Source organism: Desulfamplus magnetovallimortis (assembly GCF_900170035.1).
In the GTDB taxonomy this organism is placed as follows: domain Bacteria; phylum Desulfobacterota; class Desulfobacteria; order Desulfobacterales; family Desulfobacteraceae; genus Desulfamplus; species Desulfamplus magnetovallimortis.
This window is the reverse complement of record NZ_LT828543.1, coordinates 61,147-87,818: the sequence shown is the minus strand read 5'-3', so window position 1 is coordinate 87,818 and position 26,672 is coordinate 61,147. Positions and strand designations below refer to the sequence as shown.

Annotated in this window: 18 protein-coding genes; 7 read left to right on the top strand and 11 right to left on the bottom strand. The window is 41.0% G+C overall.

Annotated features, from left to right (window positions below; genetic code table 11):
- Nucleotides 1-135: 135 nt before the first annotated feature.
- The gene (locus tag MTBBW1_RS09035) at nt 136-1,299 is read right to left on the bottom strand and encodes an RNA-binding domain-containing protein (RefSeq protein ID WP_080802287.1); all 1,164 of its coding nucleotides are present in this window, start codon (nt 1,297-1,299) and stop codon (nt 136-138) included.
- Nucleotides 1,287-3,944: a TrlF family AAA-like ATPase gene (locus MTBBW1_RS09030; protein WP_080802285.1), complete on the bottom strand. Its 2,658-nt coding sequence runs from the start codon at nt 3,942-3,944 to the stop codon at nt 1,287-1,289. The genes MTBBW1_RS09035 and MTBBW1_RS09030 overlap by 13 nt, the downstream gene beginning before the upstream one ends.
- An 815-nt stretch (nt 3,945-4,759) precedes the next feature.
- Between MTBBW1_RS09030 and MTBBW1_RS09025 the strand changes: the two genes are divergently transcribed.
- From MTBBW1_RS09025 to MTBBW1_RS08995, 7 genes are all read left to right on the top strand, one after another.
- Nucleotides 4,760-7,717 (top strand): chemotaxis protein CheB, encoded by a 2,958-nt coding sequence (locus tag MTBBW1_RS09025; protein ID WP_080802281.1) that lies wholly within the window; start codon nt 4,760-4,762, stop codon nt 7,715-7,717.
- A 144-nt stretch (nt 7,718-7,861) separates the two neighbouring features.
- Nucleotides 7,862-8,275 (top strand): response regulator, encoded by a 414-nt coding sequence (locus MTBBW1_RS09020; protein ID WP_186441173.1) that lies wholly within the window; start codon nt 7,862-7,864, stop codon nt 8,273-8,275.
- 47 nt (nt 8,276-8,322) lie between these two features.
- Nucleotides 8,323-11,289: a chemotaxis protein CheB gene (locus MTBBW1_RS09015; protein ID WP_080802275.1), complete on the top strand. Its 2,967-nt coding sequence runs from the start codon at nt 8,323-8,325 to the stop codon at nt 11,287-11,289.
- 531 nt (nt 11,290-11,820) lie between these two features.
- Nucleotides 11,821-12,630 (top strand): membrane-associated sensor domain-containing protein, encoded by an 810-nt coding sequence (locus MTBBW1_RS09010; protein WP_080802272.1) that lies wholly within the window; start codon nt 11,821-11,823, stop codon nt 12,628-12,630.
- A 50-nt stretch (nt 12,631-12,680) separates the two neighbouring features.
- Entirely contained in the window at nt 12,681-13,421 is a 741-nt protein-coding gene (locus MTBBW1_RS09005) for a sensor histidine kinase (protein ID WP_080802268.1), read from the top strand.
- 368 nt (nt 13,422-13,789) lie between these two features.
- Entirely contained in the window at nt 13,790-15,133 is a 1,344-nt protein-coding gene (locus MTBBW1_RS09000; RefSeq protein WP_080802265.1) for a PAS domain-containing sensor histidine kinase, read from the top strand.
- Between the two features lie 19 nt (nt 15,134-15,152).
- The gene (locus MTBBW1_RS08995) at nt 15,153-15,635 is read left to right on the top strand and encodes a response regulator (protein ID WP_080802262.1); all 483 of its coding nucleotides are present in this window, start codon (nt 15,153-15,155) and stop codon (nt 15,633-15,635) included.
- Between the two features lie 143 nt (nt 15,636-15,778).
- Here MTBBW1_RS08995 and MTBBW1_RS08990 read toward each other — a convergent pair whose 3' ends face one another.
- From MTBBW1_RS08990 to asd, 9 genes are all read right to left on the bottom strand, one after another.
- Complete coding sequence (locus MTBBW1_RS08990) at nt 15,779-17,371, bottom strand: ABC transporter substrate-binding protein (protein WP_080802259.1); 1,593 nt, start codon at nt 17,369-17,371, stop codon at nt 15,779-15,781.
- Nucleotides 17,372-17,602: 231 nt separating this feature from the next.
- Entirely contained in the window at nt 17,603-19,219 is a 1,617-nt protein-coding gene (locus MTBBW1_RS08985) for an ABC transporter ATP-binding protein (protein ID WP_080802253.1), read from the bottom strand.
- A 218-nt stretch (nt 19,220-19,437) separates the two neighbouring features.
- Entirely contained in the window at nt 19,438-20,256 is an 819-nt protein-coding gene (locus MTBBW1_RS08980; RefSeq protein ID WP_222424023.1) for an ABC transporter permease, read from the bottom strand.
- A 276-nt stretch (nt 20,257-20,532) separates the two neighbouring features.
- Nucleotides 20,533-21,492, bottom strand: a complete 960-nt coding sequence (locus MTBBW1_RS08975; protein WP_080802250.1) for an ABC transporter permease — start codon at nt 21,490-21,492, stop codon at nt 20,533-20,535.
- A gap of 825 nt (nt 21,493-22,317) precedes the next feature.
- On the bottom strand, nt 22,318-23,418 hold the full coding sequence (locus MTBBW1_RS08970; RefSeq protein WP_080802244.1) for a DUF3592 domain-containing protein: 1,101 nt from the start codon (nt 23,416-23,418) through the stop codon (nt 22,318-22,320).
- A gap of 159 nt (nt 23,419-23,577) precedes the next feature.
- Nucleotides 23,578-23,937: a type II toxin-antitoxin system HicB family antitoxin gene (locus MTBBW1_RS08965; protein WP_222424022.1), complete on the bottom strand. Its 360-nt coding sequence runs from the start codon at nt 23,935-23,937 to the stop codon at nt 23,578-23,580.
- Nucleotides 23,934-24,194, bottom strand: coding sequence for a type II toxin-antitoxin system HicA family toxin (locus tag MTBBW1_RS08960; protein WP_080802240.1), 261 nt, complete (start codon nt 24,192-24,194; stop codon nt 23,934-23,936). The genes MTBBW1_RS08965 and MTBBW1_RS08960 overlap by 4 nt, the downstream gene beginning before the upstream one ends.
- Nucleotides 24,195-24,239: 45 nt before the next feature.
- Complete coding sequence (locus MTBBW1_RS08955) at nt 24,240-24,986, bottom strand: Rossmann-like domain-containing protein (protein ID WP_080802237.1); 747 nt, start codon at nt 24,984-24,986, stop codon at nt 24,240-24,242.
- Nucleotides 24,987-25,374: 388 nt separating this feature from the next.
- On the bottom strand, nt 25,375-26,487 hold the full coding sequence (asd, locus tag MTBBW1_RS08950) for an aspartate-semialdehyde dehydrogenase (RefSeq protein WP_080802231.1): 1,113 nt from the start codon (nt 26,485-26,487) through the stop codon (nt 25,375-25,377).
- Nucleotides 26,488-26,672: the final 185 nt, after the last annotated feature.

Below are 26,672 nucleotides of genomic sequence, written 5' to 3'. Positions count from 1 at the left end.
TGCCTTGAACCTTTGAAAAGCCTTAAAAGTCACCCGACAGTTTAAACTTGAAGAAGCAGTAGGATGTTCAGGATAGATAATCTTGTCTTATCCTGATAATCCTGGGCATCCTGATTCAGACATTATTGACAAGGCTTAAAAGATCATAGGTGTCGATTGTCGCCAAACAATACATTTAAATAAGTTGCCATATCTGTCATCGATAAATTCAATATCCGGATAATTCTCCAGCGCCCTTAAAATCCCTGAACCAAAACCGCGATAGGGTAAAATTTGATAGGCAAATGAGGCTAAAACAGGATTCCTGGTGTTAGAATTTCCAGCTTTGATGTTTTCCACTGTCAAATTATTCGGAAGATGACCAGGGCTAATGATTTCGATTCGATCAGAAAAGACAAATATCCGAACCGGAGCAGAAATAAAATAGTCCCTATGCACAAGGGCATTGGTGACAAGCTCTTCCAATACAATTTTTGGAATTTCAGGTTTTCCTGGACTGTTGATCCCTTGTTCGCCCTGGACATGCTTTGTGTTATCCATAAGAAAACCAATGGCCTGCTGAAAAATATTCGATAATTTTCCGGTAATATCTCGACTATCAATGTACTCTTCTCTCGCAATGCTTGTTCCCGGGAATGCCGCAGCTTTAACGATATAAGAGGGAAGACGGATTTCAGGGGTATTGGAAAACAATAATGCCCCGGTAATATTTAAGATACCATCTTTGCCCAGATTTAAATTCATGATGAGCTTTTCAAGAGAAACCTGTTGATTCTCAAGAGATTTGCCATACCGTTTCTGAAAAAATGAGGTGAAATAAGGCATATCAAGATCGGCTATGGTCATGTTGGCCGGAGTGATATCTGCGTGTATCATCCCGGATTCCTGAAAAAACCGTTGAATTTCTTCTCGAGCTGTGGCTCTTCGCTTGTCCGCTCCGCTTTTAACCCAAATCACACCGTTTTTATCCTGATAGGGTTTATTGTTTCCTTTGGCCACTTCAACAATGAGGATACGTTTTTTTTCAATTGTAGAAATTTCTGTCAATGGGTTTATGGCTGGTTTTACATTCTGACTGGCCGTATTGGACAAAAGTTGATTGATTCGCTGAATATCCTCTGTTTCCAGACCCACAATTTCACCATCATCATCTACACCAACAAAAATTTTACCACCCAGTGTATTGCTAAAGGCTACCAGTTCGGCAGCCAAAGCATCGCCATTGGTGAAATCCTTTTTGAACTGGTTTTTGCTGTCCTCACCCTGAGCAAGGATCTTTAAAATTTCTACGGTTTCCATATCTGATAAATCTCCTTGCGGCGGTTAAAAGCCTCTTTGCCGCCTTCCATAATTCTTATAATGGTCTGCTGGGTTTGATGGTTGTCCACACTGCCGGATTCTACCTGGATTTTGTCATTGGCAAATGAGCATGCGTGAACCAGTTCCGCATCACCCAGAACCGGTATATTTGGATTGTGGGTGGCAAAAATGAATTGGACATTCGGTTTCATCTCCCGGATCAATTTGATCACATCTTCATAGATGGTCTGATTATCCAGATCATCTTCCGGTTGATCGATGATGATCAGGTCGTTTTCTTTTTGGCTGAGAACAAATAGAATTAACGCTGAAGCCCGCTGTCCCAGCGAATGATGTTGCAACTCTTTACCGCGATAGATCATTTTGAATTTGTTTGGCGTCTGATAGGTCAACAGACTTTTCAGGCCTTTAATAAACAGATCCACCAAGATTTGCGGATTGTTTCCAAATAACCTTTGGGCACTCTCGAAATCTTTATAGATAGCTAAGAAATCGACATATTGATCCACAATCCTCTGATAGGTGGCCTCCCGAATGCCACTGCCTTTGAACATCTCCTTCATAAAAGAGAGAAAGGCCTGCTTATCCTCTTTATACCCTGAGGCAATTGACAGAGGAGAGTCGTCAGCACCGACTTTATCCAGCTCATTCTTGATGAGGTTGAACTCTTCAAGCCAAAGATCGTTCAATGCCGTCAGTTCAATTAAAAGCGAGTCACGCCATCCAGTCTGTTGTTTGGACTGTTTTTCAAGCTCGGTAATAAGCTGAGTTGCAAAGGTCAATTGTTTCTTTAATTGCAAAAATTCATCTGGATTGATGTTTTGAGAGCCACTTCCTTTTAACTGTTCGGATAAATTTCGCTCGATTACCGCAAATTCTTCCACCATGCCTTTTCGGATGTCCGAAAGTTCGTTCTGGCATTTCGAGAGTGATTTTTGCGCCATATTTTGTTCACTCAACCATTTTTTGGACAGATCGAGAAAAGAGATATTGATCTCATAGTGTGTGTAGAAGCGGTCGAACAATTCTGCATTAAATTTGGATGTATATCCTTTAAAATTACGTATCTCATCCTCATGTCTGGCCAGCAGCGCCTCCAGATCGGATACGAAATCCCTGGTTAACCGGATGCCTTTTTCAATGGTTCGGGCATCCTTGTCAAAATCCAGCCGTTTTTGCAGTTTCTCTTCAACGCCATGCTCTTTATACAGTTTCAGCCGATGTTCGGTATCCTGCCGGATCTGTTTTTGCTCTTCAATCTGCTCTTGAACATTGCTAATTTTGAGCATTCTGTCCACCGTTTGTGTCACTTTACGTTTCTGCTGGTCAATTCTGCGGCGGACATCCTCCAGTTTCGAGCCAAGCAGCTTGTCCACCAGATCTTTTTCAAAGCCTTCCCCAGTGCAGGAAAGATCTTTTTGCCCGAAATAGATCGGTTTATGGAGTACCGTTTCCCGTATGGAAACTCCAGGCTGGAGCCTGCCGTCGATCATAACCTCAGAAAAAGGCTCCTTCCAGACCCGCCGAATCGTGTACGACTGCCCATATCGGTCTGTGGCATCGATCTCAATTTTTCCTCCGCTTCCCATGGTGAATCCCACAAGTTCCTGCTTGTAGTCCCGATCTCCGGCTTTCTCTCCAAAAGCGATTTCAAGCCCATATCGGAGTACTTCCAGAATAGAAGACTTGCCACTGCCACGAATGCCGATCAAAGTGTTTAGTTCCGGTGAAAAATTAAGTTTTTTTCCGTCCAGTGTCCCGCCTGTAAAGCGGATTCTACGAATATGGGAATGGGGGTGTTGTACCGGCTGAGTGGCCACCCGGTTCTCCTTGTCGATGAGGGCAAACTTGACTGCATCAAATGAGGCTGCCCCGAGCTTGAGATAACACGGATTCCCATTGCCGATCCCATCAATGGATTTACAGTCCGATCCTTCCACTTCGGCAGGATACCAGCCATCAAGCCAGCGTTTCACTTTGACCCGGCAGACTCTATCTCTATCCGGTACATCATGTGTCCTGACTTTTTGAAATCCAAGGGTTCGCATCCTGACCTTATGATAACGGCTCTCTTTGAAATCTCCGATTTTTCCGCCGTCCATCTCCTTCCATAAGCCGTTTTTTTGCTCAACATGGGCAAAAATGAGAAAATAGTCACGGGCTGTTTTTTCCAGTTCTTCGACCACCTGAAGAATGTTTTTATCGCTCCGCCCGTTTTCATGCTGATACTCTGACTCAGCCTTGCCAGGAAACATACTGGTAATGAAAGGGGAGATGTAGTCATTTCCGTTTTTAAGCCACTGATCACTAAATACAATAATGGTGTGAATACCATTGGAACCGTCGTTGAGTGACAACTCGACCCCGGGTAAGAGGCAGATATCTTCTTTGCACGCTTTTTTCCGTAATGCGTTGAACTCGTTTTTATCAAATTTGTTATGATTGGAGATGACACCAATCCTTATTTTTGCAGCCTTCAATCTGGATATATAATCGGAAACAAAACTGTTATCTTCACCTGTATACTCAAATTCATTATCAGCCCTGGTATGCAGATGAAAATCCGCCAGGAGCCAGGTAGAACCATGGGCGAAGAGATCAACTTTTTGGTGACTTTGAGTCATCTTTTTTCCTCCAGATATTCCTCGATGAAAAAATCTCATGATAGCGAGGGTATCACAACGATGCATGAAAGTCCCCCAGAACTTTAAAGTACGGGGATTTTGACATTCTTCATGTTCAGCCAAAAGTACTCTACACTTTTTTGTTGGAAACGCCCGACAAATGGGAATGGTATCACGGAAAGTGTAAAGCGGTAGATGAAAAGGAGCCCTATATTTTCTTACTCAAAATCAACATCTTATTGCTTTTTCAGAAGTTATTGCAGTTGTCTGAACCAGGATGGATAGGATGCTCAGGATAGATAATCCTGCCTTATCCTGTTAATCTTGGGAATCCTGATTCAGACAGTGTTGACAAGGCTTACAAGATCATAGGTGTCGATTTTGAGTCTTATAACGTACATGGCGGATTATCGCCACAATCGAAGAGATGAAAGTCGTTTTAAAAACAGCCAATTACTGAGACTTTCATATAAACGTACATGGCTGATGACCGCCACAATCGAAGAGTTGAAAGTCTTTATAAAAACACCCATTTGCGGGGACTTTCATATAAAAATTTCCGTGTCACACACTAACTTTTACATTAGTCAATATAAAAATCAGTACAGCCAATGTCAAAGAAAAAACATCTCACTGATCACACCATTGAAGGAATTTGACATATGTGGAATATTATTGGTAAGATATCAAAACATCTGATCATTGCCTACCTGTCATAAATAGATCAAAGACCCTGTGGATGGTATTTTTTCCAGGCAGCCCCTGGAAATAGCGCAGGTATATATGACTATGTAAAGTCTCTGAAAAGGAAAAAAATGGCTGAACAAAAAAGAGAAAAAACTCCTAAAAAACAACTGACAAAACATACGGACAGACCTTCTCACATTGTTGGAATGGGGGCTTCAGCAGGGGGACTTAAAGCCCTCCAGATGTTTTTCAGTAACATGCCACCTGAAACTGGAATGACATTTGTCATTATACAGCATCTCTCTCCTGATTATAAAAGCATGATGGTTGAGCTTCTGGCAAAAAATACACAGATGGTTGTATGCAGGGCAGAAGATGGCATGGTCATGAAGGCAAACCATATATATCTCATCACTCCCAGAAAAAATATAACAACCATGGGAGGAAAGCTATTTCTTGCTCCCCAGCAGGAACGACAGGGTCTTAATCTTCCGGTTGACATATTTTTTAGATCCCTTGCCGAGGACCAGGGCGAGCGAGCCATCTGTGTTGTTCTTTCCGGAACAGGAAGTGACGGCACAAGAGGATTAAGGGCAATAAAGGCAGAAGGTGGCACAGCCTTTGTCCAGGATGAGGCATCTGCCGAATTTGATGGTATGCCAAGGTGCGCCATTGCCACAGGGCTTGCTGATTTTATTCTTCCTCCGGAGCAGATGCCAGCACAACTTCTTAAGTTTATAAGTCATCCCCGCATATCCCTTCCAGAGGAGCCTTTGGAGGTTATCAAAAAAGAAGAGAACAGCTTTACCCGTCTTATGTCCATGCTTAACAAAAAGACCCGTGTGGATTTCACTTACTACAAACCTGCCACAGTTATCCGCAGAATAGAGAGACGAATGGGCCTTGTACAGGTTCCGGGCATTGACGAATATGTGACATATATCCACAAGAATCCGGAGGAGATATCTGCGCTTTTTAAAGATCTGCTCATTGGAGTGACAAAATTTTTCAGGGACAGAGAGGCATTTAAAGCACTTGCAGAAAATGCCATACCTGCAATAATTGAAGCAGCCAGAAAAAGAACTCCTGCACAGTTAAGAGTCTGGGATGTGGGAAGTTCAACAGGTGAGGAGGTCTATTCTGTCGCAATCCTTATTCAATCTTACCTTGATACCAACAACCTTGATGTTGATGTAAAAATTTTTGCCACAGATATTGACCAGCAGGCAATTGAATTTGCAGGGCTTGGCACATATCCTGACAGTATTGCAGCAGATGTGGAGGTGGAATACTTAAGCAGATACTTTGACAAAATGCCCGGAGGTTATAGGGTCAAGAAGTCCATACGTCAGATGGTTATTTTTGCGGTGCACAATATAATAAACGATCCGCCTTTTACAAGAATTGATCTTATTGTATGCAGAAACCTTCTGATCTATTTTCAACCGGTTCTGCAAAAGAAAATATTTCACACATTTAACTATATTCTGCACCAGAATGGGTTTCTCCTTCTGGGTAACAGTGAAACCGTTGTTGCTGTTGAAGATACATTTGAAGATATAAATACCAAACAGCGCCTTTACAGGCACAAGCGTCACGGTGAAATGCCGGTGCCACCAATTCTGCCCAGAACCACTCTCACCAGGGATGTTACTTTCTCATCAAGCCATGCTGCCTATGAGAACCGTCCGGACAGTATGGTTCCGGCTCGTAATGCCAGTAATGAAAAGTACTATCAAAACCTTATCAATAACATGGTGGATACACTGATTGTGGTGAATGAAACAAGGGAACTTGTGCAATCCTTTGGCAACACAAAAAAATTTCTCTCCATTCCAATGGGAAATGTATCCCTTGATATTCTTTCAATGCTGCCAAGGGAGTTGTCACTTGCGGTTTCATCAGCCATGCAGAAGGTCAGAAAGGACAAGGAAAGGGTTGTCTATAGTAATATAAAGATAAATGATGAAGATGGAGATGTTCGGGTCAATCTCATTGTCAATGGCATTTCCCGTTCTGATGATGGTAAAAATACATTTATGTTCATGATCTCCATTGACGAAATTATTGAGCCTTGCCTGCCAACACCCACAGCAACATCAGAGATACAAAACAGCCTTGCAGACGAGAGGATAAATGATCTGGAGCGTGAAGTTCTCTTCACAAGGGAGAATCTTCAGGCAACCATTGAAGAGCTTCAGACAACAAATGAAGAGCTTCAGGCAACAAATGAGGAGCTTCTGGCTGCCAATGAGGAACTTCAGTCAACAAACGAGGAGCTTCAATCTGTTAACGAAGAGTTGAACACCGTAAATGCTGAGTACCAGAACAAGGTTCTTGAGCTTACAGAGCTTAATACCGACATGGATCACCTCATGAGCAGTTCGGATATTTCAACCATATTCCTTGATAAAAAGCTCTGTATTAGAAAATTTACGACTGCTGTAACCCATGAACTCAATCTCCTTGACCAGGATATAGGCAGACCATTTACAGATCTTAATGTTTCCATGTTCCGGAATCTGAAAAAAGAAGCGGCACAGGTGATAAAAAATGGAGTTGCCACAGAAAAGGTGATACGACATGGGGATGAGTGGTATCTCCAGAGAATTTTGCCATTTATCCACGAAAAAGATACCATAGAGGGCGTTGTGCTTACACTTGTAAAGATAACTGATCAGAAAAATGCCGAGATAGCCCTTGATAAGCAGCACAAGTTCATGATTTCAGTTATTGAGGCAAGCCCTTCTCCAACCATACTTGTCAACAGGGAGGGAAAGATCATATTGGTCAACCAGTGCGCTGAGAAAATTCTGGGCATGGAGCGCAAGAGACTTTTAAGAATGAAAATAAACTCCTCAAAATTCAGGTTCACGGATCTTGATGACAAACCTCTCTTTTCGGAGGAAGAACCTATGACAAAAATCCTTTCAACCGGAACTCCCCTTGAAAAATATATTGTACATCTTACAAGGGAAGATAACACAAGGATCGTACTCAATATCAATGCCAACCCTGTATTTAACGCTAAAAAAAATGTGGATGGGGCTGTTTTCCGGATAGATCCTGTGGCATATGACTTATGAAGAAGATATTTACTTTGATTGTATCTTTTTTTGAATATCCGGCTCAATTGAAGTTATAATACCCCCTCAGAACCCTTTCCATAAATGCAAAGGGACAAATACTTCAAAAAGGTTCCGTACCTTTACTTTTTAAGAGGTAAACAGATGAGTGACAAAGACAAGTCGCAACCCACTGTCCTGATAATTGATGACGATGAGGTTAACAGGATAGTTCTGGAAAAACTTTTTCATAGGGAGAATATAATATCTTCCCTTGCCAAAAATGGCAGGGAAGGAATGATCATGGCAAAAAAAATCATGCCTGACATTATTCTTCTTGATATATTCATGCCTGATGAAAACGGATTTAAAATACTTGCAAACCTGAAAAATGACCCTGATCTCGAAAAAATACCTGTCTGTATATTCTCCATACTTGAAGATGAGGAAAAAATAAAAAAAGCACATCAGATGGGAGCATGTGCCTATATTACAAAGCCCTTTGACATGAAGGAGACAGTTACCAGGGTGAAACAAATTCTAACAAAATGTATTGCCATTGATGATACTTCTCGATAAAACAGCGGAATATGCAATAGACTGGCAGGGGAAAAGGAGATAGTAAAATGACATCTGAAACATCATCCGCAATGGAAGAAAACAGAGAGACGATCTCATCCGACAACTCAAGCAAGCCATCATATATCGTCGGGATAGGTGCTTCAGCAGGAGGGTTGAAGGCATTACAGCACTTTTTTAACAATACTCCACAGGAGACCGGGATTGCATTTGTCATTATCCAGCACCTATCACCTGATTATAAAAGCATGATGGTTGAACTGCTTGCAAAAAATACAGATATGACAGTTTGCCGTGCAGAAGATCGAATGGTAATGGAAGCCAACCATATTTATCTTATTACCCCAAGAATGAACATGACAACCATGCGCGGACGGCTTTTTTTATCAGAACAGAGCGAGCGTCAGGGGCTAAACCTTCCCATAGATATCTTTTTCAGATCCCTTGCAGAAGATCAGGGTGAGAGAGCAATTGGTATTATTCTGTCGGGTACAGGCAGTGATGGAACAAGGGGGCTGCGGGCAATAAAGGCCGAAGGTGGTACTGTATTTGTACAGAATGAGGAGTCAGCAGAATTTGACGGAATGCCAAGATGCGCCATAGCAACAGGTCTTGCAGACTTTATCCTTCCTCCGGAAAAGATGCCTGCCCAGCTTCTTAAATTTATCAGCCATCCCCGCATATCCCTTCCCGAGGAGCCACTTGAGGTTATCAAGAAGGAGGAGAACAGTTTTGCAAAACTTTTCTCAATCCTTAAAGCAGAAACCAGAGTCGATTTCAGCTACTACAAACCCGCTACCGTAATACGCAGGATAGAAAGGCGCATGGGTCTTGTACAGGTTTCTGACATTGAGGAGTACATATCATATATCCAGCAGACACCACAGGAGATACATTACCTTTTCAAGGATCTGCTCATCGGGGTTACAAAGTTTTTCAGGGATAGAGAGGCATTTAAATCCCTTGATAAAAATGTAATATCACAGATAATTGCCACTGCAAAAAAAAGAAATCCTCCCCAGTTAAGGGTCTGGGATATCGGCAGCTCCACAGGGGAGGAGGCTTACTCCATTGCAATGCTTATACAGGATCACCTCGACGCTGTAACATCTGACAGGGATAAAGAGCAAAATATTGGAGCAAATGACCTTGAAGTAAAGATATTTGCAACAGACATAGACCAGCAGGCAATAGAGTTTGCAGGGGCAGGAACCTACCCTGAAAGTATTGCCGCAGATATTGATGTGGAGCATTTGAGCAAGTATTTTGATAAAATCCCGGGAAGCTACAGGGTCAAAAAATCAATACGCCAGATGGTTATATTTGCTGTTCACAATATCATTAATGACCCTCCATTTACCAAGATAGACATGATTGTCTGCCGGAATCTTCTCATCTATTTTCAGCCGGTTCTCCAGAAAAAAATATTCAATACAATAAACTATATTCTCCAGAAAAATGGTTTTCTTTTCCTAGGTAACAGTGAAACCCTTATTGCAGTTGAAGATGCATTCAGCGATATTGACAATAAAAACAGAATCTATAAACATACACATCCCGGCAATATTGCTGTCTCCATGCCGTTTGTAAAACAGCCCAAAAAACTCTATCCATATTCATCAGCAAATGCTGCCTTTGAAGAGAGAACAGACTCCATAAAAAAAACAAGATATGCAAGTCAGGAAAAATATTACCATAATCTGCTAAACAAGGTTGTTGATATTGTTCTTGTGATCAATGAGACAAGGGAGCTTGTTCAATCCTTTGGCAAAACGGAAACTCTTCTTAAAATACCCAAAGGCAACTCTTCCCTTGACATCCTTGCCCTCCTTCCCAATGAACTCTCACTCTCCATATCATCGGCCATCCAACGTGTTCGCAAAGAGAACAAATCTGTAACCTTCAGCAATATTAAGGTTGCGTCAGGTAAAAAGACGATTGAGCTGGATCTGACTGTGGATCTGCTCACAGAGGAAAAAGAGAAAAAAAATCACCTTTTTGTCATCAGCATCACCCGGAACAGCAAAAAGAGAGATATTGAACTACCAGTCAAAATAGATTCAAGAAACTATCTTGCAGAAGAGAGGATTGAGGATCTTGAGCGGGAGGTGCAGTTTACAAGGGAAAACCTTCAAACCACAATTGAAGAACTTCAGGCCACAAACGAAGAGCTTCTTGCTGCAAATGAGGAGCTTCAGTCAACAAATGAGGAGCTTCAGTCAGTCAATGAAGAGCTTAACACTGTCAATGCCGAATACCAGAACAAGGTGCTTGAGTTGACGGAATTAAATACTGACATGGACAACCTTTTGACAAGCTCCGATATTCCCACCATTTTTCTTGACAAGAATCTCTGTATCCGCAAATTCACCTCTGCAATGACAAGTGAGATAAACCTTCTTGAACAGGATATTGGAAGACCAATAACAGATCTTAATCTTCCAATGTTGACAACTCTTACTCAAGATACAAAAAAACTTATTAAAGATGGAAAACCCCTGATAAAGACCATCAAACACAATAGTGACTGGTTTCTCCAGAGAATGCTCCCGTTTATAAACGACAGGAAACAGGTTGAAGGTGTTGTTCTGACCATGGTTAAGATAACTGACCAGAAAAACGCTGAACTTGCATGGGAGATTCAGCACAATCTTCTTCTTTCCATTCTTGAAGGAAGTCCTGCTGCAACAATAATGACGAATAGAGACGGCAAGATAATTTTTGTCAACAAACATGTTGAAGATATTCTTGGTATCCAGCGCTCCACACTCCTTAAAATGAAGATCAACTCCAAAAAATTCGGAATAACAGATCTTGACGACAAAACAATTCCCCTTGAGAAAACACCTCTTGCCTTAATACTTGACACTGAAAAACCCCTTAAAAATTACATAATGTGCATAAAGCGACCTGATGGAAAAAGGATAATACTTAACCTCAATGCCAACCCCACCTTTAATGCCAAAAAAAAGGTGGATGGTGCAATATTCAGGATTGATACAGTTGCCTATTAAGAGAAGTGGCTGTGTGTAGTGTTTGTTCAAGGGTAAACGGTCATGGCTGCCATCTATCCACCCCCGAATATGACAAATTTGTATCTATTCCCACGGTAAATGGGCATGATTGTGTATCAATCTCCCCCAAATATAAAAATGATAGTTGTTTTCACGGTAAACGATCATGGCGGCATTCAGGCACCCCCGAATATGGAAATTTGGGCATCCTTCATATCAGCTCAAAAGTAGTTTACACTTTTCGGAAAATTTTGAACCATGATTAAAGGATTTAAGGATTAACATGATGAATAATCAAGAAAATCCCTTAATCATGAAAATCATGGTTCAGAAAAGTGTAAACCGATAAATGAAAGATGCCGAAATTTGTATCCATTTCCACGGTAAACGGGCATGATTATGTATCAATCACCCCCAACCATAAAAATGATAGTCATTTTCACGGTAAAAAAGGCCTTGAACCTTTGAATTGCCTGAAAGCTTGCCCGACAGTATAAAATTGAAGAGCCACTGTTAAAGGAATTTAAAAAAATGTCTGCTGAAACAGTAACGGCAAAAAAGAGAAACGTCATCAACCAGGTCATTTTTATCATTGCCGCAGGGCTGTTGCTTTACATGCTGCGTCTCCACAGTTTTCTTCTGTTTCATACCTTTGTTGAGCTTGTAGGGGTAGGCGTTGCGCTGGGCATTTTTTTTATTACCTGGAACGCCAGGGATAATATTGATAACCACTTTTTCTTGTTTGTGGGCATATGCCATTTTTTCATTGCCATTATCTCTCTTCTGCATACACTTGCCTACAAGGGGATGAATATATTCCATGGATTTGATGCAAATCTTCCAACACAGCTATGGATTATGGGGGGATATCTGCAATGTTCAAGTTTTGCTGCAGCTCAATTTTTTTTCAATAAAAAAGTAAACCCCCATGCCCTTTTTTACACAGGCTTATTAATGATAATAGTCATTACAGCTATGGCCTTTGAGGGTTGGTTTCCAGATTGCTACATTGAAGGCCAGGGCCTTACAATCTTTAAGAAACTGAGTGAACTGGTGATATGCCTTACTCTTATTGCCTCAATTATCCCAATTCGCAGAACAAAGCTTCTAACAGATTCACTTAAAACAACCCTAACTGCTGCCCTTATTGTCAACTCTTTAAGTCGTCTTGCATTTATCCTCTATGTTGGAGTTTACGACATCTCCAACCTCCTTGGTCATGTCTGTTATCTTGTCTATGTCTATTTTATATACAGATTGATTATTGAAGAGAGCATGACAAAACCCCAGAATATTCTGTTTTCAAGGCTTAAAAGAAAAAAGATGAGCTGGAAAAGCTGAGTAAAACACTTGAAGCAAAAGTTTATGAACGGACAGAAGAGCTTGAAAAAATGAATGACATTCTCTCCATTGCCAACAAAGAGCTTGAAGAATTTGCACATATTGTCTCCCATGATCTCCGAGAACCTCTGAGAGGAATCAACAATTTTGCAGAGATTCTTCTTGATGAAAATTATGAAAAACTTGATGAAGAAGCTCACTATATGCTTGGGACCATCATAAAGCTTGCAAGGCGTCAGGAAAAAATGATTGCAGCTCTTCTTGAATATTCAAAAGTGAGAAAAAATGCATTAAACTCCAAGGAATCACCGGTTGACACAGAAGTTTTAATTGAAGAGGTGTGTGACAACATCCAGATCAGGCAACGTTACCCCCAGGTAGATGTAAGAATCCATAAACCTTTGCCTACACTGCGATGCAGCCGCACACTCCTTGAACATATTTTCACAAATCTGATTCATAATGCCGTAAAATTTAACGATAAGTCGGAAAAATGGATTGAAATTGGAACTCTTGCCAATGAAATACCACCTGTTTTTTATATCAGGGACAATGGAATAGGCATTCCCCAGAGGCATTTTAACAAGATATTTACAATATTCAGAAAACTGCATGAAAAGGAGAGCTGGGAAGGAGGCACAGGTGTAGGCCTTGCTATTGTAAAAAGCATTATCAACAGACATAATGGGAAAATATGGCTTGAATCCACAGAAGGAGAAGGATCTGTATTTTTCTTTTCCATCCCTGAACCTAAAATTGATTTTTTGCACGATACAACAATACAAAAATAGTATCTTTCATTAAATTCGACACCTATGATCTTGTGAGCCTTGTCAACACTGTCTGAATCAAGATTCCCAGGATTAACAAGATAAGGCAGGATTATCGGCATCCTTCATATCATACAGAAAGTACTTTACACTTTTCAGAACAGTATCTTACACTTTCCAGAACAGTATCCCCGAAAAACGGGCATTCTTTTCGGGAAATTGTAAACTGGGAAATGAAAGATGCCGGATTATCTATCCTGAACATCCTATCCATCCTGGTTATCCTGATTCAGACAACTGCTAAGAACTTCTGAAAAAGCAATAAGATGTCGATTTTGAGTATATCCTGAAAGTGTAAAGCATGGAATGAAAGATACCCAAGAGGAGATATGATGTCAAAAACATCTGCTGGTTCCCGTGCCGGCCTGCAATTCTCAGAGTTACGCCAGAAAGCAAGCAAAATTCTGGAACAACTGGGAAATCCACGGATAAAAGATGACGATATGGATAGGAAATATCTTCTTGAAGAGCTTAATGTTTTTCAGATTGAGCTTGAGCTTCAACATGAGGAACTTCAGACAGCAAGGGATCAGCTTGAGGCTTCAAGAAACTACCTCAATGATCTTTATGCATATGCCCCCATAGGATATATTGTAATGACCGTTGACGGCAGGATTGAAGATATAAATGAAAGAGCTGCAACATATTTTCTGGCAAGCAGAAAAATACTCAAAGGTCAAAGATTCCAGTCTTTTATTCCCCATGAAAGTATTGTTGAGTACAACAGGTGCCTGACAAAATTAATGGAGAGCAACCATCCACAGCACAGCGAGGTAATGTTAAGGGTGCATGGAAGGGGTACATTCTGGGCAAGAGTTGATATGTTTCTCATAAAAAAAACAACAGGTAGCGGAAGTATGATACTATGCTCAATACTTGATGTCTCAAAAGAGAAACAGATAGAAAAGGAGATCAAGGAGCTTAACCATAATCTTGAGAACCTTGTAAATGAGCGAACAAGGGAGTTGCAGGAAGCCAATTTAATGATGGCACAGGAGGTTGAAGATCGTAAAAACGCTGAAGAGAAGGCCAAAGTCTATGCAGAGACCCAGAAAACTCTTCTGCGGGAGGTAAACCACAGAGTCAAGAACAACATGCAGATAATGCTCTCCCTTATGAAACTTCAGACCAAACAGACAGAGGATCCAGATGCCCTTGCAGCATTGATGGAGAGCCAGAACAGAATAAGGGCACTGGCAATAATTCATGATATACTTTACATGTCCGAGGATCTCAAATCCATATCACTTCAGAAGTACATGAGCAAATTATCCCGCCACATTGCAATTGCATATGGTGTGGGCAATAAGGGGATTCTACTTAAGTCAGAGATAGACATCCCCACAATACATATGGATAAGGCTGTGCCCATAGGGCTTGTTGTCTCGGAGCTTATCACAAATTCCATCAAACACGCCTTTCCTGATGGCAGAGAGGGGACAATATCTATTTCAGTGATCCCAATAGTGGATAATGGAAAAGAGAGAGTTCAATTGACAGTCATTGATGACGGCATTGGTATTTCAGATGAACTACTTTCGGTTGACAGCCGGAGGCTGGGTTTAAGGCTGGTACATCGCCTTGTTGAAGAGCAGCTTAATGGAAGTGTTTGTTTTAAAAACACAAATGGAACTGAAGTTGTTATTATTCTTCCTTATGACAAAAATATTTGATACAGCGTGAAAAAACAGTATGAAAAAAATCTTTGCAGAAAGCCCTGATAAAAATGATTTAATTCTGATTGTTGAAGATAGTGAGGAGGACTACTTTACTATACTCAGGGCGTTTAAAAAAGCAGGTCTGCGGAACTCGTTTGTCCGTTGCAAGGATGGTGATGAAGCTCTTGATTATCTGTTCTGCCGCAGAGAATTCATTGACCCTGGCAAAGCCCCGAGGCCATCAATTGTGCTTCTTGATCTAAATATGCCGGGAACCGATGGCCGTGAAGTGCTAAAAGAGATAAAAAATACCCCCAGGTTGAGGAAGATTCCTGTTGTTGTCATGACCACATCATCCTGTCCTGATGACATCAACAGATCATATGACCAAGGGGCAAACAGCTACATTTCAAAACCCATAGGTTTTGAAGCATATATAAAGGCAGTCGAAAAAATTGCTGACTACTGGTTTGATATTGTTTCTCTGCCGCAATGCAGAACAGCAAGGACAAAGTAAAGAAAGTTCACTGCAGAACAGCAAGGGCAGAGTAAAGAAAGATCTCTGCAGAACAGCAAGGACAGAATAAAGAAAAATCACTGCAAAACAGCAAGGGCAGAGTAAAAAAGATCACTCTGCCCTTGAATTTCATCTATTTTTTATTATGCCTTGAACCACCAGCGCTCAGTATTTCTGTGGCCGTCAAGTTCCATGTGCGCGGAAACAGCTCCATGTCCAAGCTTGCTGGAGAAGCCCTCGACAATCTGGTTGAACATGGGAATAACAGTACCGCTATCCTCATTGCATATCTGCTGCATTTCAGTATAGAGCTGAAGACGTTTTGCCTCATCAAGCTCTGCCCTGGCCTCTTTTAAAAGCTTGTTGAATTTTTCGTTACTCCAGTGGGTGTCATTCCATGGTGCTCCTGTGGCATAGCCAACAGAAAACATCATATCCTCAACAGGGCGTCCAGACCAGTAGCACATGCACCACTCCTTCTTTGTCCAGACATTACTCCAGTAACCATCACTTGGCTCCCTTACCACATTGATTTTAATGCCAGCCTTTTTTGCACTCTCCTGATAGAGAACAGCCGCATCAACAGCACCTGAAAATGCTGCATCCGAAGCATGAAGATTAAATGTGTGATCAAGCATTCCGGCTTTTTTCATGTAAAAATTTGCCTTGTCAGGATCATATTTTCTCTGTTCAAGGTTTGAGGCATGGTAGCGGTTAACTGATGAAATGGGATGATCATTACCAAGTTCCCCATATCCTTTCAGAATATTTTTAACCATCTCTTCACGATCAACAGCAAGTTTTAACGCCATTCTGACATTCTTGTCGGAATAGGGCTTCACATCCACAAGCATTGGAACGCTGTAGTGCATGGTTCCTGTAATGGCTGAGACATTTAGGTTTGGCATTTTTTTCAGAAGATGTACTGTCTTGACATCCACGCGATCCATGGCATCAATACGACCTGTTTTCAGGGCATTGGTTCTGGCATTGACATCTGAAATGGCAATTGTTTCAACTTCATTGAAATGTGCCCTGCCAGTTTTCCAGTAGTTGGGATTGCGCTTTGTCAAAGCACGTACACCAGGTTCCCAGTTTTCAAGAATATAACCACCTGTTCCAATTGCCTTTTCCCAATCTTTACCCTCAGTACCTTCAGGATAAATTCTTAAATGGTAATCTCCGAGAATAAAGGGAAAGTCAGCACTACCTTCAGAAAGCGTGAAAACCACAGTATCATTTCCGTCAGCTTTTATACTCTCCACGCTTTTCAGGTATGGTTTAGCCGCAGATTTTGACTCTTCTCCCCTGTGGTGGTTAATTGAAAAAATAACATCATTAACCGTCATTGTCTTGCCATTATGAAACTCAACGCCTTTACGCAGTTTGAAAACCCATTTTTTTGCATCAGAAGAAGCTTCCCATGATTCTGCAAGTTCTGGAACAGGTTTGAAATTATGGTCAATTTCAACAAGGCAGTTGCTGACCTGGCTGCTTATATTGATTGCATGATTTGCAAAAAGTGTAGCAGGATCAAGGGAATCAGAGGTGCTTGCACCAGTCATTGCGTGCCTGAAAGTACCGCCTTTTTGGGGAGTCTCGGAAGCTATGGCATGTTTTGTCAAAATGGTGGGTGCTGCTGCAATAAGGCCCAATGCAGATGCCTGAGTCATAAACTGTCTGCGTGAAATTTTTTTCTGTTCAAGCATTTTTTCTAACAAAGATAGATAGCTCATAATACATTTCTCCTTTGGGGTGAATATGAAATATGCCTTGTTACTTAGATTGTGGCGTATATCTGCCATGTACGTTTTATATGAAAGTCCCCGCAAACGGCTGTTTTTATAAAGACTTTCAACACTTCGATTGTGGCGGTGAACCGCCATGTTGGTTATAAGAAAGTCCCCGTCTTTTAAGGTTTTAAGGACTTTCATGCTTCGTTGTGGCAAATATGTATGCCATGGCCGTTATATAAATGTTGACAACCGCTTATCCAGAAGGTTATCCAGCCAGTCAGGGTCCATTTCAGGGACAGATGCCAGCAGTTTGTCAGTATATTCATGGTGGGGTGGAGTCAGCACCTCTTTTTTATCTCCCTGCTCAATAATTCTGCCCTCCAGCATGATTACAATTTTGTCTGCAATTGCTTTTACAGTTGCAAGGTCATGGGTGATAAAGAGATAAGAGATATTGGTTTTGTTTTGAAGATCCTGCAAAAGATCCAATATCCCTTCGCCAACAAGCTGATCAAGAGCAGATGTCACCTCATCGCATATAATGAGATCCGGTCGTGCCGCAAGTGCCCTTGCTATGCAGATTCTCTGTTTTTCGCCACCTGAAAGCTCTGTGGCAAGACGGTCAATATAAGTATCAGGATCAAGCTCAATTTTTGTCAGAAGCTCCCTTATGCGCTCTTCTGCCTCCCTGCCCTTTATTCCAAAATAAAATTTTAGTGGCCTGCCTATGATTTTTCTCACAGTTTGCCTGGGATTCAAGGCTGTGTCCGGCATCTGGTAGATCATCTGCAAACGCCTTAAGGTATCTTTATCCCTTGTTTTAAAATCAAGAGGGATCTCTTGTCCCAAAAAATTAATGCTGCCACAAATGGCTGGAAGAAGACCTGTTATAACTCTTGCCAGAGTACTTTTTCCACTGCCGGATTCCCCCACCAGTGCAACGGTTCTTCCTTTTCTGACATCAAGATCAATATCTTCAAGGACATTCTCCCTCCCCGTATAGGTTGCCTTGAGATCCCTGACTTTCAGGATCACATCCATTTTGTCAGAAATGCTTTTCTCCTGCCTCAGATTTCGTACATTTAAAAGTTCCCTGGTGTATGCCTCTTTTGGTTTTTTGATCAACTGCCTGGTTTCACCCTCTTCAACAAGGCGGCCATTTCGTAATACCATTATCCGGTTTGCCACCTGTGCCACAACAGCCAGATCATGGGTAATGTAAAGGGCTGCCTTGTTCATGGTTTCGGTGATCTCTTTTACAGCAGCCAGAACCTCAATCTGGGTTGTAACGTCAAGGGCGGTTGTTGGCTCATCAAAAACAATAATATCAGGCTTGCATGACATGGCCATTGCCACCATGGCCCTCTGTAGCTGACCTCCGGAAAGTTCATGGGGATATCGCAGCCCAATGGTCTCAGGCGTTGGCAGAAAAAGCCGCCTGTATATATCTATGGCCTCTTTTTCCGCCTCATCATAGGCCATCAGGCCATGCTGTACAGGGGCCTCCACATATTGATTTATAACCCTATGGGATGGATTAAAGGAAGCTGCCGCACTCTGGGCAACATAGGCAATTTTTGAGCCTCTGACCAATCTTAAATCCTCTTCTGAGGCGTCATATAGCTCAATGCCCTCAATGTTGATGGAACCTGATGCAATCCTGCACCCTTGTCGGGTATAGCCCATTGCCGCAAGGCCGATGGTGGATTTTCCGGCACCAGATTCGCCAATAAGCCCGAGAACTTCACCTCTTTTAAGCTCAAGGTTTATATTATGAACAATGGGTTGCCATCGGTCTTCATAAAAGCCTTCTATATTCAGATTTTTGATTTTAAGTAAATTGTCCATAAAGCATTCCTTATCTGTAGTTTTCCAAGCAATTTAATTTTCTCACCTTGCAGTTGTTTGAATCATGATAAAAAGGATTTTCAGGATAAAAAATCCTGCCTTATCTTGTTAATCTTGGGCATCCTGATTCAGACAGCCTCCAGGGATAAAATGGCAGACACAAAAAGAGTTATAATTTAAAATCCTGAAATTTGACTTTTTTTAAGTTTCATCAATGATTAATCTTGCAGCCCACTTGAAAGATGCAGAAGCCAGTCAACTATCAAATTAACCCCAACAGTGAGGCAGGCAATGGCAGCCGCTGGAATCAGGGGGGTATATATGCCAAATGTTATAGCTCCGGCATTTTCCCTTACCATTCCTCCCCAATCCGCAAGTGGCGGCTGCAAACCTAAACCAAGGAAACTTAAGGATGCTATAAAAAGAAATACAAAACAGAATCTAAGGCCGAACTCAGCCATAAGCGGAGGAATGGCGTTGGGCAAGATCTCCTGGGAAATGATCCACCATAATCCTTCACCCCTTAATCTGGCAGCTTCCACAAACTCCATAACCTCAATATCCATTGCAACAGCCCTGGAAAGGCGATAGACCCTTGTTGAGTCAAGGATTGCGATGGTGGTAATCAATGTTGGGATGGAAGAACCAACAACAGATAAGATCATCAAAGCAAAAATTAGTGTGGGAAATGCCATTATCGCATCAATTATGCGGCTTAACATCTGATCAACCCATCCCCCTTTCACAGCAGCAATAAAACCAAGGGAAGAGCCTATCAGAAAAGACAAAACCGTTGTCACAAATGCAAGGGCAACTGTATTTCTTGCGCCATAGATCATACGGCTGAAAAGATCTCTTCCTATATGGTCGGTGCCGAGGAAAAAGTTACCGGAAAAGCTCTCCCAAACATCTCCGACCACACTGGTCTCTTCATAGGGAGCTATAACCGAAGCAAAGAGAGCAAGAAAAACATTAAACAGTAAAATCCCCATGCCTATTCTCGCTGATAAAGGGGATTGTCTTAATAATTTAATCACTTTGGAGTTCCTCCTGATCTGGAAAGCCTGAATCAAAGAGTTTTACAAATTTTTGGCACCCTTTAATTTCAGTATTTTACCTCTTAAAAAAGCCTTAAATCAGTTTTTTTAAGGTTTTATTAGAAAATCTCCATAACATGCTGATATACAACGACTTTAATGTTTCGTTGTGATGCGTCAGCAAACATGGAGGTTTGTTAGAAAATATCTATAACATGCTGATATACAATCGCTTTCTTGTTTTTGTTGTGATGCGTCAGCAAACATGGGGATTTATCAAAAATTGGATTGTCTTAATTTGGGATTGGCAAGCATGGATAGAATATCTGCTGCAAGGTTCATAAAGATATAGGCAATTGAAAAAATAAGCCCAGATGCCTGTACAACGGGAAGATCCCTTTTTGCAACTGAGTCAACAAGTAACTGCCCAAGCCCTGGATAGACAAAAACAACTTCAACCAGCACAACTCCTACAACAAGATAAGCCAGATTAACGGCAACCACATTGATAACTGGTGAAAGTGCGTTGGGGAACGCATGATACACAATTATCCTGAAGCCCCTTATCCCTTTTATCTCTGCCATCTCAATATAGGCGCTTCCAAGCACATTGATAATTGCAGCCCTTGTCTGGCGCATCATATGAGCTGTAACAACACAGGTAAGTGTCAGCGACGGGAGTATAATCGCATAAAGTTTGTTAAAAAAACCCATGTTATCGTCAATGATTGCAAGGCTTGGGAAAATGTTCAACTGCACAGAAAAAAGGGCAATTAGAACGTAGGCGATAAAAAATTCGGGAAAAGATATAAATGAGAGGGTTGTGATAGATATCATTTTGTCGAACAGGGTATTTCTGTAAAGGGCAGCCAGTATCCCAAGAAATATTGAGAGAGGGACAGCAATAAATGCTGTCACCATGGCAAGCAGAAGGGTATTGGAGAGGCGCCAGTTCACAAGCTCTGCCACCGGCCTTTTGTTTGCAAGTGAATTGCCAAAATCACCATGAACAAAATGATTAAGCCACGTTGCATATCTTACATGTGGCGGCAAATCAAGCTTCAGTTCCTTTCTGAACGCCTCCACAGTTTCAGGGGTAGCAGACTGTCCAAGAACAGTTTCTGCAACATCCCCGGGAAGAAGTTCAACACCGATAAAAATAATAAGTGAAATAACAAAAATGGTTATCAGACTGGCTCCGATACGCTTACAAATTAATAGTAAAATATTTTTCATAAAATACCCTTAAAAACAATCTTGTAAACTTTATCACCCTCCATAAATTTGGTACAAATTACTTAGGAACCGATATGAAGGATGCCTGATAAAGTTTTTTAATTGTGAATTGAGAAACATCCTGCAAATCCAAACTAAGGATAATAATATATAGAATCCTAATCATTATGTCAAACGTGTGTCAGCTAATATGCCATTATAAAACAGATTATAGAGAGTTATGGTATTGATAAAGCACGCTATTCCTAAAAAAACAGCTTTTTTATCATTTCCTAAAAAACAATTGGATACTATGAAATTTTATACTTTGCCATATAAATGCCAATATAACGGACATGGTGGATAGCCGCCAAAATCGAAAGAGTGAAAACTTTTATAAAAACATACAGTTATAGAGATTTTCATACGCAATTTCATGAACGGAGATGGTCGGAGTCAAGCCAAAAAGGATTACAAGTTGGAGAGGGAGTGTTGCAGTTGATAAGGGGGGAAATCAGACTTTTTAAAGATTTATCAAGATTGATTTTTGTGAAATGTAGGTGGCAAAATAAATTTTTGCCCCGATAGATACTCAAAATCGACATTTTAATGCTTTTTCCGAAGTCATTGCAGTTGTCTGAACCAGGATAACCAGGATGGATAGGATGCTCAGGATAGATAATCCTGCCTTATCTTTGTTAATCTTGGGAATCCTGATTCAGACAGTGTTGACAAGGCTTACAAGATCATAGGTGTCGATTTTGAGTAGATATGTGATCTATATGGTGCGTTTGTGGAATTTGTCCCTGTTTTTCAATATCCCTTGTGAGCGTCAAAATGCTGAATTTATTCATTATTTGCAAAGTGCATTTCAAAAAGATAACTTTTCCTGACAAGTGGTGGAGATACAAGCAAAGTGACAGGAATTTTTTGTTCATGGCGGGCAGACAGTGGATAATAAAGACCCTTGGTGGCAGGGCAGACAAGTCTCTGGACATATTCCTCCCCGTTAAACTCGTATCCTACCTTGCAGAAAACCATCCCTTTACCGCCTTTTTTTACACTAACAATGTGCCCCTGGACAAGAGACCCGTTAACAACAAGCGTTTTTAAAAATCGTTTTTGCAATGTAACATGAATTAGCAGGAAAGGTATCAGAACAAAAACAAGCAAACCAGCAACAATTGCCGGAAGGAGTGGATCAAGAGGGGAGGCTCTCATCCCCTTTATTCTGCTTATGACAGGATCTGCAAGCAGATATTCAACAGGGACAACATCTCCTTTTTCATATATTTTTTTTCCGGTAAAGCTTTTTCCTTTCATAATCCCTGATTTATCATCTGAACTGTAATTGTAATGACTATCGAGCCTGTACTCATAATCAAAAGAGAAGGATACTCCTGAACGGGATGACTTTTTTTCAATATGGGTTACATAGCCTTTACATATTGCAGTTTCCTCTCTTATCATAGTCAGGTCATTTTTGCAGAAGCCAAGAACCATAAAAAGAAGCCCTCCAACCATTACAACTGTCAGGGGAACAATGCACAATAGTATGGTTCTTACAAAAGGCGGGAAAACAGCATCCCACATCTTTGAGACTATTTTTTTGTCAAGAAAACGGGGAGCAGGAGAAGAAAAATACTCCTGAACACTGTGTTTTTTAAGTCTCAAATTATAATCAAGATCAGGAAAAACGGTTGAGCCGGTCTTGAGAGCGCCCTCAATTGCTTTTTCAAGCATAACTGCAACCACAATAATGGAGATCACGATCAAGCCAAGAATAAAAGCCACTGTGATCTCTTCAATGCTGCCCCATGATGAACCTGGAAAGGCTTTTTCTCTTTTACTTTCAAAGGAGACAAGCAGAAAGATGGAAGGAAAAAGGCAAAGACAAAGTACAACAAGAACTCCTATGAGACGATTTCTTTTCTTTTTTGTATCCATAAAACATCCTGTATCTATTTGATTTAATAGTATATAGGGATTCTTATTTTGTTTTCTACAAAAGCAGATAGTTATGAAGAATTCATTGCCTAAAGGGCGCTATGTATAAATTGTTTGATTTTTTTTGCTATAAAAGTAAAATTTTTATAGAAATTAATGCTAATTTAAACCTTGAAGTTCTTGCTCTGCTTTTTGAATTAAATGTTGAGCTGCCCATTTATTAAGGGTTTGATTAGCAGCCTGAGCGGCAAGTGCAACACTGCGATGAGCATCTGGCGACAATCTCAATACAAACCTACCTGAATATGGCTTTTCTGGAAGTTCACCAAGCTCTTTGCAAAAATCCAGATATGTATCTACAGATACCTGAAATTCTTTTTCAAGCTCTTTAGCATTTTCTGACTGAAATGTAATAGTATCTTTTGTGTTGACAACGTGTCCATAAAATATTTTTGAATCCTTGTCAAAACTGATTTCGCCAATATAGCCTTTATATGTAATCAAATTTGTTTTACTCATGGCTGAATTCCTGCTTTTTTCAAAAACGCCCTAATGTCATTGACTGCACCTTTAACCGCTTCTTTTTGAGGATGAGGCGAGTGGAAAACCGCTCTCTGATTACCAAGTTTGATGCAAACCCTCGATCCCTGACGTTGAAAGATATCAGCACCGCATGCTTCCAGTAAATTGATAATATCTGTCCATACAATATTTGCATGAGTTGGTTTTTCATATATCTTTCTAAGCGTTTTTGCGTGTTTAGAGTTTAATGACATTATTAGTTATTCCGTGAATAGATGAAGCATTAGAAAATGTAAAGATTATGATGCCTTGAAACACAATCTGTTGAGATTGAGGATAGAGGCCGGCCCCGCAACTGTTGTACCATAGAAATAGATTGGTTTGCCGTATTTCTCTGAAAGATCGGTTAGCTCACCCAGGGAGTTATTTGCAATTGTGGAACCTGTTGCAAGGATTACATCGCACACCTTGAAAATTTCTTCTGCCATTGTATGGCCGTCCCACACCACGACTCCATATTTCTCTTTTCCTATATTCTCTTTATCAAGATCTGTGATCCTGATATTTTCAGGGGATATTGTTTTTGAAAAGTGGTCTATTATAGCCGGCTGGAACCCCACAATTCCCACACAAATCTTTTCTCCGTGTTTTTCAATGATATTTTTGACAATTTCCTGAGAACAGAGTTCAGGCGATTCGTTTTTGCAGTGTATAGTTCTCTCAGTTTTGCCCAGAAATCGCATAACAGCGTTAAGGGTTGCTATAAAAAGGGCACGTTCTCCATTGTTATCAAAATTAAAATCAAGAATTTCCCTGATTTTTCCATTGAAATCTCTGGGCATATCTGTAAATGCCTGTCCCAAAGCTCCCCTGAAATCTGCCTGAATCAGGCTCTCTTTTCCGTGCAGCAGTGGAAAATCCTGGCGTTCTGTTTCGCCAATGGCCTCTTTGGGGGTCAGGCGCCTCGCTGTAATATTGATTTCAGAATCAAGGATACCAGCTTCTTCAGAGAGTTCAATAAATGCTTTTTTAAGTTTTTCGTACATTTTGTTTTATTGTGTCCTTTAGAATTTTTTATATGAAAATTCTCATAATATGCTGATATATAACAAGTTTTATGCATCGTTGTGATGCCATCGAAATCATAGGGTTAGACTGTAGTGGCAGAATCCATTTCTACCCCATTGGGGGCGGATATGGAATCCGCCCCCTACGTTTCAATTTTCGTTGTGATAAAGTGGCCTTTTATGAACATTATATAAATCTACTCAAAAACGATACCTATGAGCTTTTGAAGCTTGTCAATACTGTCTGAATCAGGATGCCCAGGATAATCAGGATTTACAAGATAAAAATCTTGAGCATCCTGTAAATCCTGGTTATCCTGATTCAGACAAAAGCCATAAATGCCAACAACATGTCGATTTTGAGAATCTATCGTTCAAGTATGATTTTTAAAATCCGGCGCAGGGGTTCGGCCGCACCCCACAGGAGCTGATCTCCCACTGAAAATGCAGTAAGATAATCATCCCCGATATTCATTTTACGAATTCTTCCCACAGGAACAGTAAGGGTGCCTGTGGCAGCAGCAGGTGTCAGATCCTTTATGGAATCTTCCTTTGTATTGGGAACAACTTTAACCCAGTCATTATTGGCCGCAAGCATTGATTCTATTTCATCAAGGGGAACATTTTTTTTCAGTTTGATGGTAAAAGCCTGGCTGTGGCAGCGCATGGCACCGATCCTGATACACTGGCCGTCAATGGGTACAGGGTTTTCGCTTCTTCCAAGGATTTTATTGGTCTCCACAAAACCTTTCCACTCTTCACGGGTCTGGCCGTTATCCATTGCTCTGTCAATCCAGGGAATAAGATTTGCTGCAAGGGGTACAAGCCAGTTATCAACAGGAAACTCAGCAGAACGGATATTTTCAGTTACATTGCGGTCAAGATCAAGGATGGCCGAGGATACTGACTTGTCAAGCATTGGAGCTGCCTTGTCTCCAATGGTTTTCATCTGCATCACAAGTTCTCTCATGTTGTTTGCACCTGCCCCTGATGCTGCCTGATAGGTCATGGAGGTGAGCCACTCAACAAGATCATTTTCAAAAAGCCCTCCAAGGGCCATGAGCATCAATGAAACTGTACAGTTGCCACCGATGAAATCCTTTACACCCGATTCAAGAGCACGATCAATCACGCTGCGGTTGACAGGATCAAGAACAATTATGCTGTTTTTTTCCATTCTGAGTGTGGAGGCTGCATCAATCCAGTAGCCATTCCACCCCTGGCCTCTTAGTTTTCCATATACTGCTTCTGTGTAGCTTCCCCCCTGACAGGATACAATTATATTCATCTTTGATAGACTCTCAGTGTCCATAGCATCCACAAGCAGAGGAATATCCATTCCTATATCAGGTCCTTTTTCACCGACCTGGGATGTGGTAAAAAAGAGTGGTTCAAAGCCTTTAAAATCTTTCTCATCAAGCATTCTTTCCATTAATACCGAACCTACCATACCACGCCAACCAACAAATCCGACTCTCATCTCATTATCTCCTTCTTGGTTTTGACCAAAGAGCAGTAAAGCAATTCAAGGAATAAAATAATTACTTTAATAAACGGACATGGCTGTGACTCAGTCACCCCCGAATATTAAAATTTGTATCCATTTTCACGGTAAACCGTCATGGCCGGGGTCTGGCCACCCCCGATCATGAAAATAATGTATCT